Below are 13,449 nucleotides of genomic sequence, written 5' to 3' on the forward strand. Positions count from 1 at the left end.
TCGATAGTGTTACGGCGGTCATGGCGGAGGGGAAACGCCCGGTTACATTCCGAACCCGGTAGCTAAGCCTTCCAGCGCCGATGGTACTGCACTCGGGAGGGTGTGGGAGAGTAGGACACCGCCGGACATTCTTTCGTTCAGGGTCACCCCGGTTGGGGTGGCCCTGAACGCATTTCCGGGTCGACGGCCGGGGCGGGACAGCGCGATGTCGGCGGCATGGCGGGGACGATGCCGGCGGGATGCCGCGATGTCGGCGACATGGCTGGGTCGGCGTCCCGCCCGGACCCCGAGGTGGACGGACGGCCCCGGGCTCCGGGCGGGACGCGCCGGGCTGGAGCCCCTCAGGAGCGCCTCAGGAGCGGGTCTGGATGCCCTCGCGGAGCCGGCGCATCAACTCGCCGGAGGCGTCCACGGGGCGATTGGGGAACATGGCCATGGCGACGCTGCCGTGGTCCGCCCAGCCGCAGACCGCGAAGTCGCCCCCGTCGCCGCTCGTGGTCCCACACTTCATCACGCCGCCGAACCGGCCGGCCGGGACCCGGTGCACCCCGGTGACCTTCCCCGTCTCGTCGGCCAGGAGGCGGAACAGCGTGTCCAGGTCGCGCTCCGGCTGCCAGAGCAGGGTGGTGCCGCCGAAGACGAGCACCGAGCGCTTCTCGTCCGCCGGGTCCCGGTAGACCGTGCCGAAGCTGCGATCCAGCTCGATGTCGGCCGCCAGGCCGTCGCGCAGGTAGTCGGCGGTGCTCCGGGCGCGCTCGCTGTCGTCCCGCCGCAGGCCGGCGACCGTGTCCGGGGCGGTCAGCCGTGCGTCCTTCTGCTGCGCCACCCGCCAGCCGGCGGTGCCGAGCGCACCGACGCCGGCGAGGCCGGCGACCAGGATCACCCCCAGGACGATCCGCCGGCGCCGGGACCAGGGGCGGCGCTTCCCGTCCTCGTCCCCGGGGTCCCGGTTGCTGAGCTGGATCGGCTCCTCGGTGAGGTCGATCGGCTCCGGTTCGTCGGCGAGCGAACGCCCGGTGAGATGCGCGTCGGACATAGCCGACACCGTACGCGAAGGACAGGTGGCGCACGTCGGGTCCGCCGAAGCGCTCCGTAGACTTTCAGGGTGACCGAGAACCTGGATGCCCGACGCCCCGACGCCCCGACCCTTGCCGGCCAGTACCAGCCCGGCGAGGTAGAGCAGCGACGGTACGAGCAGTGGGTAGCCGCCGGCCACTTCCGGGCGTCGGCGCAGAGCGACAAGCCCCCGTTCACCATCGTCATCCCGCCGCCGAACGTGACCGGCTCGCTGCACATGGGCCACGCCCTCGACCACACCGTCCAGGACGCGCTGGTGCGTCGTAAGCGGATGCAGGGGTACGAGGCGCTCTGGCTGCCCGGCATGGACCACGCCGGCATCGCCACCCAGAATGTGGTCGAGCGGCAGCTCGCCGGACAGGGCCTGTCCCGCCACGACCTGGGCCGGGAGAAGTTCATCGAGCGGGTGTGGCAGTGGAAGGCCGAGTCCGGTGGCACGATCCTGGGCCAGATGCGCCGGCTCGGCGACGCGGTCGACTGGGACCGCGAGCGCTTCACCATGGACGCGGGCCTGTCCCAGGCCGTGCAGACGATGTTCAAGAAGCTGTACGACGACGGCCTGATCTACCGGGCCAACCGGATCATCAACTGGTGCCCGCGCTGCCTCACCGCCCTGTCCGACATCGAGGTGGAGCACACCGACGACGACGGCGAGCTGATCTCCATCCGGTACAGCGACGAGGTGGTGGTGGCCACCACCCGCGCCGAGACGATGCTCGGTGACACCGCCGTGGCGGTGCACCCGGACGACGAGCGGTACCGGCACCTGGTCGGCACCGAGGTCGCCGTGCCGCTCACCGGCCGGCGCATCCCGATCGTCGCCGACGAGCACGTCGACCCGAGCTTCGGCACGGGCATGGTCAAGGTGACCCCGGCGCACGACCCGAACGACTTCGAGATCGGCCAGCGCCACGACCTCCCCTCGCTGACGATCATGGACGAGCGGGGCGTCATCACCGCGCCCGGCCCGTTCGAGGGCCTGGACCGGTACGAGGCCCGGCCCGCGATCGTCGCCGCGCTGCGCGAGCAGGGGCTCATCGTGGCCGAGAAGCGGCCGTACGTGCACGCGGTGGGGCACTGCTCGCGGTGCAAGACGACCGTCGAGCCGCGGCTGTCGCTGCAGTGGTTCGTCCGGACCGGACCGCTGGCCAGGGCCGCCGGGGACGCGGTCCGCGACGGCCGGGTGAAGATCGAGCCGGCCGAGCTGGCCAAGCGGTACTTCGCCTGGGTCGACAACATGCACGACTGGTGCATCTCCCGACAGCTGTGGTGGGGGCACCGCATCCCGGTCTGGTACGGCCCGGGCGGCGAGATCGTCTGCGTGGGGCCGGACGAGCAGCCGCCCACCGGCGAGGGCTGGCACCAGGACGAGGACGTCCTGGACACGTGGTTCTCCAGCGGGCTGTGGCCGTTCTCCACCCTCGGCTGGCCGGAGCGGACCCCGGACCTGGCGAAGTTCTACCCGACCAGCGTCCTGGTCACCGGCTACGACATCCTCTTCTTCTGGGTCGCCCGGATGATGATGTTCGGCCTGTACGCGATGAACGGCGTGCAGCCGTTCGACGTGGTCGCCCTGCACGGCATGGTCCGCGACGAGCACGGCAAGAAGATGTCCAAGTCGTTCGGCAACGTGGTCGACCCGCTGGACTGGATCGACCGGTTCGGCGCGGACGCCACCCGGTTCACCCTGGCCCGGGGCGCCAACCCCGGCCAGGACGTGCCGGTCAGCGAGGACTGGTGCCAGGGCTCCCGCAACTTCTGCAACAAGCTCTGGAACGCCACCCGGTTCGCGCTGATGAACGGCGCCCACACCGACGGGCCGCTGCCGGCGGCCGAGCGGCTCTCGACCGTGGACCGGTGGATCCTGTCCCGCCTGGCGCACGTGGCCGCCGAGGTGGACGAGCAGTTCGAGGCGTACGAGTTCGCCAAGGTCTGCGACCTGCTGTACCACTTCGCCTGGGACGACGTCTGCGACTGGTACGTGGAGCTGAGCAAGCCGGTGCTCGCCGAGGGCGGCCCGGCGGCAGACGTCACCCGCCGGGTGCTCGGGCACGTGCTGGACCAGCTGCTGCGGCTGCTGCACCCGGTGATCCCGTTCGTCACCGACGAGCTGTGGATCGCGCTGACCGGCGGGGAGACGGTGCTGACCGCCGCGTGGCCGGTCGCCGACCGTACGCTGGTCGACGACGCCGCGGAGGCCGAGGTCGGCACCGTCCAGCGGGTGGTGACCGAGATCCGGCGGTTCCGGTCGGACCAGGGTCTGCGGCCCACCCAGCGGGTGGCGGCGCGGCTCGACGGCCTGACCGACGCGGGCATCGACGGCCATGAGCGGCTGATCCGCTCGCTGGTGCGGCTCGACGAGGGCGGCGACGACTTCCAGGCCAGCGCCACCCTCGCCATGCCCGGCGGGGTCAGCGTCGCGCTGGACACCCGGGGGTCGATCGACGTGGCCGCGGAGCGGGCCCGGCTGACCAAGGACCGCGCGGCCGCCGAGAAGGAGGTCGCCCAGGCCCGGGCCAAGCTCGACAACCCGGCGTTCGTCGGGAAGGCCCCGGAGCCGGTGGTCGCGAAGATCCGCGGCCGGCTCGCCACCGCCGAGGCCGACCTGGTCCGTATCGACGCCGCACTGGAGGCGCTGCCCTCGTGACCGATCGCACCGACCGTACGGAGTTCGCCGCCGTCGACGCCGAGTTGGCGGCGCGCGGGTTCACCCGCATGGTCTTCGAGCTGGACCGCATCTCCTCGCTGCTGGACCTGCTCGGCGACCCGCAGCGGGCGTACCCGTCGATCCACCTGACCGGGACCAACGGCAAGACCTCGACCGCCCGGATGATCGACTCGCTGCTGCGGGCGTTCGGGCTGCACACCGGCCGCTACACCAGCCCGCACCTGGAGACCGTGCGGGAGCGGATCAGCCTGGACGGCGAACCGGTCAGCGAGGAACGCTTCGTGGCCACGTACCGCGAGGTGGCCCAGCTGGCCGAGCTGGTCGACCAGCGGTCGGCCGAGCCGCTGACGTACTTCGACATGACCACCGCGCTGGCGTTCGCGACGTTCGCGGACGCCCCCGTGGACGTGGCCGTGGTCGAGGTGGGCCTGGGCGGCGCGGAGGACTCGACGAACGTGGTCCAGGCCGGGGTGGCGGTGCTCACCCCGATCGGGTTGGACCACACCGAGTGGCTGGGCGACACGCTCCAGGACATCGCCCTGCACAAGGCCGGGATCATCCACAAGGGCGCCACGGTGATCTGCGCGGCGCAGGAGGAGGAGGCCGCCCGGCCGATCCTGGAACGCTGCGCCGAGGTCGGGGCCACCGTCGCCCGGGAGGGCGCGGAGTTCGGCGTGCTGCGCCGGTCCGTGGCCGTCGGCGGCCAGGTGCTGAGCATCCAGGGGCTCGGCGGGGTGTACGAGGAGGTGTTCCTCCCGCTGCACGGCGCCCACCAGGCGCAGAACGCGGCCGTGGCGCTCGCCGCCGTGGAGGCGTTCCTGGGGGCGGGGGCGCGGCGGCAGCTCGACGTCGAGACCGTACGGGAGGGCTTCGCCGCGGCCAGCTCGCCCGGCCGGCTGGAGAAGGTGCGCACCGCGCCGACCATCCTGCTCGACGGCGCGCACAACCCGCACGGGATGACCGCCACGGTCGCCGCGTTGCAGGAGGAGTTCGCGTTCTCCAAGCTGGTGGGCGTGCTCGCCGTGCTCGGCGACAAGGACGCGGCCAGCCTGCTGGAGCTGCTGGAGCCCGTGCTCGACTCGCTGGTGGTGACCCGCAACAGCTCGCCGCGGGCGATGCCGGCCGACGAGCTGGCGGCGCTGGCCCGGGAGGTCTTCGGGCCGGACCGGGTGGAGGTGGCCGAGGAGATGCCCGACGCGATCGAGGCGGCGGTGGCGCAGGCCGAGACCGACGTGCCCGGCGAGCTGGCCGGGGTCGGCGTACTGATCACCGGGTCGGTGGTGACCGTGGCCGACGCCCGCCGGCTGCTCAAGCGATGACCGGCCCCGACGACGACCGTCCCGCGGGTGGTGCCGGGGTGCCTGGCGCCCCGGCGGAGGACGGCACGGCGACCGCGCCCGGCCCCCGGGAGCCGGCCGGCTCTGCCGGCCCGGCCGGTGATGGCGCGCCCGGGCAGCGGCGCTCCGGGCTGCGCAATCCGGCGGGGGCGGTGCGTGGCCTGGGCGGGGGCACGCTCGCCCTGGAGGCGCTGGTGCTGCTGCTGGCCATCCAGCCGATCCGGCTGGTCGGCGGGGAGCTGGGCGGTGCCGCCATCGCGGCGATCGTGACGCTGGCCGTGGCGGCGGTGGTGCTCGCCGGCATGATGCGCCGCCCGTGGGCCTGGCACGCCGGCACCGTGCTCCAGGGGGCGTTGCTGCTCTCGGGCCTGCTGCACTGGTCGCTGTTCGCGCTGGGGGTCATCTTCTCCCTGGTCTGGGCGTACGCGCTGCACGTGCGGCGGGTGATCCTCGGCTGAGCCGGGATGCCAGGAGGGGCCCCTGCCACACGGAACGCGTCGGCAGGGGCCCCTTCCTCACGCGTCGGCGTCGGCGCGGGTGCGCCACTGGGTGAGAGCGACGCCGTGGCCGTCCGGGTCACGGAAGGCCGCCGCCCACACCTCCAGCCTGCTGCCCCGGTTGACCACCCGGGGGGCGTACGTGAAGCGGACGCCGGAGTCGCGCAGCCGCTCGTACGCGCCCTGGATGTCGTCGACCTCGAGGTTGACGTGCACGAGGCGGCGGCTGATCGGGGCGGCGCCGGTGACCTCGCGGAGCACCAGCCGGGTCGCCCCGGAGGCGAGCACGGCGTTGCCGGAGCCCCGGTCGACCTCCTCGAAGCCGAGCACGTCCCGGTAGAACTCCAGTGCGCGGTCCAGCCGGGTGACCAGCATGGTGATGCCGACCCCGCTGAACCCGGCCGCGGCGTCGACGGGCTCGGCCTCCGGGTCGTAGCCGAAGATGGCCTCGTCCAGCTGGTCGGCGCGCAGCTCCGGCTCCGGTTGCAGGGTCGGGTCGTCCAGCGGCACGTCGATCGGGTCGGCCGGGGCGTCGTCGAACCGTTCCTCGGCGGGCGGGCGGGGGCCGGGGGTGGTGGCGCGGCGGGGCAGCGGACCCGCGGCGGGCTCCACCACCGTGCCCTCCAGCACGACCGGGCCGCCCGGGCGCTGGTGCACCACGACCGGTTCCCGCTGCTCCGGCAGCGGGCCGAGGTCGTCGCGCAGCGGCTCGGGCGCGGGCGCGTCCCGCAGGTCGTCGTGGAAGTCGTCGTCCGGGCGGTCGACCCACGGCGGGGCCTCCTGCTGGATGAGCAGCTCGTCGATCGGCTCCGCCCCGGCGTACTCGGGCGGCAGGTCGGCCGCCGCGGCGGCGGCCGTCTCCGTGTGGGTGGGCACCTCGTCCCAGAGGACGCGGACGTGCCGCTGGTCGTCCAGGGCCACCCGGATCGGCAGGGTCTGCCCGACCGAGGGCCACTTCGCCACCGGCACCCGCGGCTCGATGAGCTTCTTGGACCTCGGCGGCAGCCCCGGCGCGTCGATGACGATCTGGAGCTCGCAGCGGCCGAAGGCGTACGCGGTGGGCGGCTCGGAGGCGCTGTGCACATGGCCGACGCCGACGACCCAGGTACGGCCGCCGCCGCGTACGGTGGCCAGCGCGATCGCCAGCACCAGCAGCGCCGCGCCCAGCGCCACGATCGCCCAACTCGTCATGCCCAGCCCGAACAGCAGCACGAAGGTCGCCACGGTGCCCAGCACGGCTGCGATGAGCTTGCGTACCGGCGCGATGGGCCGGCTCCCGCCATTCGCCACAGTGGACCTCCCAGGGGTCAAGGGCCAGGCTAGGCCGGAGGGGCGAGCGGGGGAAGAAGCAGCCGCCGCGCCGGCGCCGGGACCGGGTCGATAGGCTGACCGTACCCAGCCGAACCGGATTCCGCGCACAGGAGGAAACCAGCGTGTCCAGCAGCAGCCCGGACGAGCGCACGCTCGTGCTGATCAAGCCCGACGCGGTTCGCCGTGGCCTGGTCGGCGAGATCCTGTCCCGCTTCGAGCGCAAGGGCCTGCGGATCGACGCGCTGCAGTCGCGGACCATGGACGGCGAGTTCGCCGACCAGCACTACGCCGAGCACGTCGACAAGGCGTTCTACCCGCCCCTGAAGGCGTTCATGACCGGCGGGCCGCTGGTCGCCCTGGTGCTCTCCGGGGACCAGGCGATCGAGGTGGTGCGGGGCATGATCGGCAGCACCGACGGCCGCAAGGCCGCCGCCGGCACGATCCGCGGCGACCTGTCCCTGTCGAACCGCGAGAACCTGGTGCACGCCTCCGACTCGGTGGACAGCGCCAAGCGCGAGATCGCGCTCTGGTTCCCCGAGCTGGGCTGACCCCACGGGCCGCCGGCCGGGTGGCCGACTGATCGGCCCACCCGGCCCGGCGGCCCCGCCGTCACACCTGCGCCGGGGGTTGCTTCCGGCTGGTCACGGCGATCCGGTTCCACACGTTGATCGTGGCGATCGCCACCACCAGGTCCGTCAGCTCCTTCTCCGACCAGACCTTCGCGGCGGCGTCCCAGACGTCGTCGGGCACCCCGTGCTCGCCGAGCCGGGTGACCGCGTCGGTGAGCGCCAGGGCGGCGCGCTCCCGCTCGTCGAAGAACGGCGCCTCCCGCCACGCGGCCACGGCGAACAGCCGCCGGCTGGACTCGCCCGCCGAGAGGGCGTCCCGGCTGTGCAGGTCGACGCAGTACGCGCAGCCGTTCAGCATCGAGGCGCGCAGCTTCACCAGCTCCAGCACGGTGTGCTCGACGTTCGCCCGGACGTACTTCTCCAGCCCCAGCACCGCCTGCAACGCCTCCGGCGCCAGCGCCGCCATGTCGATCCGACTCATCGTTTCCTCCCATGTCGAGGGCCTGCATTCCTGAGGACGGGATGCAGGGGCGGGGTGTGACGGGTCCGGATGTGACGCCGGTCATGCCGCCGGCGTGGCGGGAGACCGTGGCCGGGCCGCCGCGCGTGGCGGTCCATAACTGGTCAGCCGACCTTCCCCCGCTGGTCATCCGGGTCGCGGCCGGACCTCACCTGTCCCCGGTACACCACTGGTGACCGACTTCCCTGGAGGGGACAGATGACTTCTCTCGATCGACGTACCCTGCTGCGCGCCGGCCTGGCGACCGGCGCGGGCCTGGCGGGTGGCGCGCTGCTCGGCGGCTCCGGTGCCGGGGCCGTGCCGACGGTCGGCGCGCCGGCTTTGCGGGCGTCCGGCCGCCCGGTGCTCACCCACGGTGTGCAGAGCGGTGACGTGACGGCCGAATCGGCGCTGGTGTGGACCCGGGCCGACCGGCCGGGCCGGCTGTGGGTGGAGGTGAGCCGCCGTCCGGACCTGCGCGGCGCGCGGGTGCTGCGTGGCCCGGTGCTCGACCCGTCCGGCGACTTCACCGGCCGGGTCCGGCTGTCCGGTCTGCCCAGCGGGGAGCGACTGCACTACCGCGTGTCGGTGGAGAGCCTGGACGGGCACGGGGTGCGCAGCGAGCCCCTGGCCGGTTCGTTCACCACCGCCCCGGCCCGGCAGCAGCGCCGCGACGTGCGGTTCGTCTGGACCGGTGACGTCGCCGGGCAGGGCTGGGGCATCGACCCGAACTTCGGCGGGATGAAGATCTTCGAGTCGATGCGGCGCGTCCGGCCGGACTTCTTCCTGTGCAGCGGCGACTACGTGTACGCCGACGGGCCGCTCGCCGAGACGGTGGCCCTGCCCGACGGCCGGATCTGGCGCAACCTGGTCACCCCGGAGAAGACCAAGGTCGCCGAGACCCTCGCGGAGTATCGGGGGCAGTTCGCGTACAACCTGCTCGACGAGCACCTGCGGGCGTTCGTCGCCGAGGTCCCGCAGGTCATCCAGTGGGACGACCACGAGGTGACCAACAACTGGTACCCGGGGGAGATCCTCACCGACGCTCGGTACACCGAGAAGCGGGTGGATGTGCTCGCCGCGCGGGCCGGGCAGGCGTACCGCGAGTGGCTGCCGGTGCCGGCGGCCGGGCCGCTGTACCGGAAGCTGTCGTACGGGCCGCTGCTGGACGTCTTCGTGCTGGACATGCGCACCTACAAGGACCCGAACGACGGCAACACGTACGCCGACCCGGAGCGTGGCCTGCTCGGCCGGGAGCAGCGGGAGTGGCTGATCCGGGAGCTGGAGCGGTCCCGGGCGACCTGGAAGGTGATCGCCAACGACCTGCCGATCGGCGTGGTGGTGCCGGACGGGCCGGCCGCGTACGAGGGCGTCGCGCAGGGCGACCCGGGTGCGCCCGCCGGCCGGGAACTGGAGTACGCCGAGGTGCTGGGCGCGGCGCACCGGGCCGGGGTGACCGGCATCGTGTTCCTCACCGCCGACGTGCACTACACCGCGGCGCACCACTACGACCCGGCGCGGGCGGCGGTACGGGACTTCACCCCGTTCTGGGAGTTCGTCTCCGGCCCGGCGCACGCCGGTGCCTTCGGCCCGAACGCCCTGGACGGCACGTTCGGCCCGCAGGCGGTCTTCGTGAACGCCCCGCCGCGCGCCAACACCTCCCCGGGTGAGGGCTTCCAGCACTTCGGCGAGGTGAGCATCGACGGGGAGTCGGGCGCGTTCACGGTGCACCTGCGCGACCGGGACGGCGTCTCGCTCTGGACCACCACCCTGCCCGCCCCCACCCGCTGACCCACCCCGACCCGCTGACCCACCCCGACCCGTGTCGATCATGAGGTTGACGGCGATGTCGATCTCCGTTGGTGCCGCCAACCTCATGATCACCCGGGTGTGATTAGTCGGAGGCGGTGGGCCGGGGAGGTCGAGTATTCTGACCACCGTAAGGCGACGACCCGGCCATCACCGGTGAGCCTCCGGAAGAACGGCCGGGTGACCGGCTCAGTAGAACCGGACGGGTCCGGCCCGTCACAGCCGGCCAACGAGCGGGCGGTCGATCTCGGCCGTCAAGCGGGGTGGTACCGCGGGCCTGGCCCGGGGCGCCGGACGGCGTACCCGAAACGGGCTCGTCCTCGCAGACCCACACGAGCGTGAGCTGCGAGGAGAGCGACCCCCGATGGCCTATCCGTTGCACGACCCGACCGCCGCCGGCGTTCCGGCGAGCCCGGACCTGCCCGCGGTCGAGCGCCGGGTCCTGGAGCACTGGACGGCCGACAAGACCTTCGAGGCGTCCGTCGAGGCCAGGCCGGCCTCCGCCCGGCGGCCGGAGGAAGCGGGCTCCGTCGGTGGCGGCGACGCACGCGCCGCCGACAACGAGTACGTCTTCTACGACGGCCCGCCGTTCGCCAACGGCCTGCCGCACTACGGCCACCTGTTCACCGGGTACGTCAAGGACGTGGTGCCGCGCTACCAGACCATGCGCGGGCGCCGGGTGGAGCGGCGCTTCGGCTGGGACTGCCACGGCCTGCCCGCCGAGGTGGTGGCCGAGAAGCAGCTCGGCATCACCAGCAAGGCGGAGATCCTCGACCTGGGCGTGGCCCGGTTCAACGAGGCGTGCCGCACCTCGGTGCTGGAGTTCACCCACGACTGGGAGCGGTACGTCACCCGGCAGGCCCGCTGGGTCGACTTCGCCAACGACTACAAGACCCTCGACCTGGACTACATGGAAAGCGTCATGTGGGCCTTCCGGACCCTGCACGACAAGGGTCTGGTCTACGAGGGCTTCCGGGTGCTGGCGTACTGCTGGCGCTGCGAGACGCCGCTGTCGAACACCGAGACCCGGATGGACGACGTCTACCGGGACCGGCACGACCCGACGCTGACCGTCTGGTTCGACCTGGCCCCGGACGAGACCGCGCCCGAGGCGGTGCGCGGCGCGGTGAAGCTGGGCGTCTGGACCACCACGCCGTGGACCCTGCCGTCCAACCTGGCGCTCGCCGTCGGCCCGGACATCGAGTACGCGGTGCTGAAGCGCGACGGCTCCCGGTACGTGGTGGGCGCGGCGCGGCTGGCCGCGTACGCCAAGGAGCTGGAGGGGTACGAGCGGGTCGGCACCGTCCACGGCCGCGACCTGGTCGGGCGCCGCTACACCCCGCTGTTCGACTTCCTCGTCGAGCAGGCCGGGGAGAACGCGTACCAGGTGCTCGGCGCGGACTTCGTCACCACCGAGGACGGCACCGGGATCGTCCACCTGGCCCCGGCCTTCGGCGAGGACGACCAGAACGTCTGCAACGCCGCCGGCATCCCCACCATCGTCACCGTGGACGACCACACCCGGTTCACGGCGCTGGTCCCGCCGTACCAGGGCGAGCAGGTCTTCGACGTCAACAAGCCGGTGATCCGCGAGCTGAAGGAGCGGGGGGTGGTGCTCCGGCAGGACACCTACACCCACTCGTACCCGCACTGCTGGCGCTGCGACACCCCGCTTGTCTACAAGGCGGTGTCGTCCTGGTTCGTGGCGGTGACGAAGTTCCGGGACCGGATGGTCGAGCTGAACCAGCAGATCAACTGGACCCCCGGGCACATCAAGGACGGCTCGTTCGGCAAGTGGCTGGCCAACGCCCGTGACTGGTCGATCAGCCGGAACCGGTTCTGGGGCTCGCCGATCCCGGTGTGGAAGTCCGACGACCCGAACTACCCGCGGGTCGACGTGTACGGCTCGCTGGAGGAGCTGGAGCGGGACTTCGGCGTACGGCTGACCGACCTGCACCGGCCGGCGGTGGACGAGCTGGTCCGCCCCAACCCGGACGACCCGACGGGGAAGTCGACGATGCGCCGGGTGCCGGAGGTGCTGGACTGCTGGTTCGAGTCCGGCTCGATGCCGTTCGCCCAGGTGCACTACCCGTTCGAGAACCGCGACTGGTTCGAGAACCACTACCCGGGCGACTTCATCGTCGAGTACATCGGGCAGACCCGCGGCTGGTTCTACACGATGCACGTGCTGGCCACGGCGCTGTTCGACCGGCCGGCGTTCCGCAACTGCCTCAGCCACGGCATCCTGCTCGGCTCCGACGGGCGGAAGATGTCCAAGAGCCTGCGCAACTACCCGGACGTGTACCACGTCTTCGACTCGTACGGCTCCGACGCGATGCGCTGGATGCTGATGTCGTCGCCGGTGCTGCGCGGCGGGGACATGTCGGTCACCGAGGCGGGCATCCGGGACGCCGTCCGGCAGGTGCTGCTGCCGCTGTGGAACGTCTGGTACTTCTTCTCGCTGTACGCCAACGCCGACTCCTACACCGCCCGCCGTCGCACCGACTCGACGCACCTGCTCGACCGGTACGTGCTGGCGAAGACGAACGAGCTGGTCACGACCGTGCAGGGCCAGTTGGACGCGTACGACATCTCCGGCGCCTGCGCCACCGTGCGGTCCTTCCTGGACGCCCTGACCAACTGGTACGTCCGCCGCTCCCGCGACCGGTTCTGGGCGGGCGACGCCGACGCGTTCGACACCCTCTGGACGGTGCTGGAGACGCTGTGCCGGGTGGTGGCGCCGCTGGCGCCGCTGACCGCGGAGGAGATCTGGCGCGGCCTGACCGGGGAGCGGTCGGTGCACCTGACCGACTGGCCGGCGGCCGAGCATTTCCCGGCCGACCACGAGCTGGTGGCCGCCATGGACGCCACCCGGGACGTCTGCTCGGCGGCGCTGTCGCTGCGCAAGGCGAAGGGCCTACGGGTGCGGCTGCCGCTGGCGCGGCTGACGGTGGCCTCGCCGGCGGCGGCGCAGCTGCGCCCGTTCGCCGACCTGGTCGCCGACGAGGTCAACGTGAAGGCGGTCGAGTTCACCGGCGAGGTGTCCGCGTACTGCCAGCAGGTGCTGACCGTGGTGCCCCGGGCGCTCGGTCCCCGGGTCGGCAAGCAGGTGCAGCAGGTGATCAAGGCGGTCAAGGCGGGGGAGTGGGAGCTGGTCGACGGCGCCCCCGTGGCCGCCGGGGTCACCCTCGCCGAGGGCGAGTACGAGCTGCGCCTGGTCGCCGCCGACGCCGAGCACTCCGCGCCGCTGCCCGGTGGCGAGGGCGTGGTGGTGCTGGACACCGAGGTCACCCCGGAGTTGGCCGCCGAGGGGCTGGCCCGGGACGTCGTCCGGGTGGTGCAGCAGGCCCGCCGGGACGCCGACCTGGACGTGTCGGACCGGATCGTGGTGGCGCTGTCGGCGTCCGAAGAGGTGCGGGCCGCGGTGTCGGCGTACCGTGACTTCGTCGCCGGGGAGGTGCTGGCCGAGATGGTCGACTTCGCCGACGGCGTCGACGGCTTCGCGGGCGAGGTCGGCGAGGGCGAACCTGTGACGGTGGCCGTCCGCCGGGTATGAGATGCCAGGAGGGACTCCCTCCGTGAGGGGGTCCCTCCTGACCACCGCCGACGCCCGCGAGCGCCGGAACGCTCGCGGGGTGGGTCGCGCAACACCCGCTCGGGCCGGCGTGGCGGCGTCGGCTAA

The 13,449-nt window shown here is 72.7% G+C and carries 9 protein-coding genes and 1 rRNA gene; 7 read left to right on the forward strand and 3 right to left on the reverse strand.

The genetic code is table 11. The features are described from left to right. The first annotated feature begins 10 nt into the window (after window positions 1-10). Window positions 11-127 (forward strand): 5S ribosomal RNA (rrf, locus tag ABGB16_RS25520). A 225-nt stretch (window positions 128-352) separates the two neighbouring features. Here the strand turns inward: rrf and ABGB16_RS25525 are convergent. Then, window positions 353-1,036 (reverse strand): hypothetical protein, encoded by a 684-nt coding sequence (locus tag ABGB16_RS25525; RefSeq protein ID WP_347670625.1) that lies wholly within the window; start codon window positions 1,034-1,036, stop codon window positions 353-355. Between the two features lie 69 nt (window positions 1,037-1,105). On the opposite strand from ABGB16_RS25525, the gene ABGB16_RS25530 reads away from it, so the two are divergent. The 3 genes from ABGB16_RS25530 to ABGB16_RS25540 all read left to right on the forward strand — a co-directional run bounded on the left by ABGB16_RS25530 (window position 1,106) and on the right by ABGB16_RS25540 (window position 5,540). Beyond that, window positions 1,106-3,724 carry a valine--tRNA ligase gene (locus ABGB16_RS25530; protein WP_347670626.1) on the forward strand — a complete coding sequence of 873 codons (2,619 nt, stop codon included), beginning with the start codon at window positions 1,106-1,108 and terminating at the stop codon, window positions 3,722-3,724. 68 nt (window positions 3,725-3,792) lie between these two features. Beyond that, entirely contained in the window at window positions 3,793-5,064 is a 1,272-nt protein-coding gene (locus ABGB16_RS25535; RefSeq protein ID WP_347670656.1) for a folylpolyglutamate synthase/dihydrofolate synthase family protein, read from the forward strand. Next, window positions 5,061-5,540, forward strand: coding sequence for a DUF4233 domain-containing protein (locus tag ABGB16_RS25540; RefSeq protein ID WP_347670627.1), 480 nt, complete (start codon window positions 5,061-5,063; stop codon window positions 5,538-5,540). The genes ABGB16_RS25535 and ABGB16_RS25540 overlap by 4 nt, the downstream gene beginning before the upstream one ends. 57 nt (window positions 5,541-5,597) lie before the next feature. Here ABGB16_RS25540 and ABGB16_RS25545 read toward each other — a convergent pair whose 3' ends face one another. Beyond that, window positions 5,598-6,869 (reverse strand): VOC family protein, encoded by a 1,272-nt coding sequence (locus tag ABGB16_RS25545; protein ID WP_347670628.1) that lies wholly within the window; start codon window positions 6,867-6,869, stop codon window positions 5,598-5,600. Between the two features lie 143 nt (window positions 6,870-7,012). Between ABGB16_RS25545 and ndk the strand changes: the two genes are divergently transcribed. Then, complete coding sequence (gene ndk / locus ABGB16_RS25550; RefSeq protein WP_347670629.1) at window positions 7,013-7,438, forward strand: nucleoside-diphosphate kinase; 426 nt, start codon at window positions 7,013-7,015, stop codon at window positions 7,436-7,438. 61 nt (window positions 7,439-7,499) lie between these two features. Here ndk and ABGB16_RS25555 read toward each other — a convergent pair whose 3' ends face one another. Beyond that, complete coding sequence (locus ABGB16_RS25555; RefSeq protein WP_347670630.1) at window positions 7,500-7,940, reverse strand: carboxymuconolactone decarboxylase family protein; 441 nt, start codon at window positions 7,938-7,940, stop codon at window positions 7,500-7,502. Window positions 7,941-8,177: 237 nt separating this feature from the next. On the opposite strand from ABGB16_RS25555, the gene ABGB16_RS25560 reads away from it, so the two are divergent. Both ABGB16_RS25560 and ileS read left to right on the forward strand, forming a co-directional pair. Then, window positions 8,178-9,749, forward strand: a complete 1,572-nt coding sequence (locus ABGB16_RS25560; RefSeq protein ID WP_347670631.1) for an alkaline phosphatase D family protein — start codon at window positions 8,178-8,180, stop codon at window positions 9,747-9,749. 382 nt (window positions 9,750-10,131) lie between these two features. After that, window positions 10,132-13,323 (forward strand): isoleucine--tRNA ligase, encoded by a 3,192-nt coding sequence (gene ileS, locus ABGB16_RS25565; protein WP_347670632.1) that lies wholly within the window; start codon window positions 10,132-10,134, stop codon window positions 13,321-13,323. Window positions 13,324-13,449 lie beyond the last annotated feature (126 nt).

Source organism: Micromonospora sp. B11E3 (assembly GCF_039871625.1).
GTDB lineage: Bacteria > Actinomycetota > Actinomycetes > Mycobacteriales > Micromonosporaceae > Micromonospora.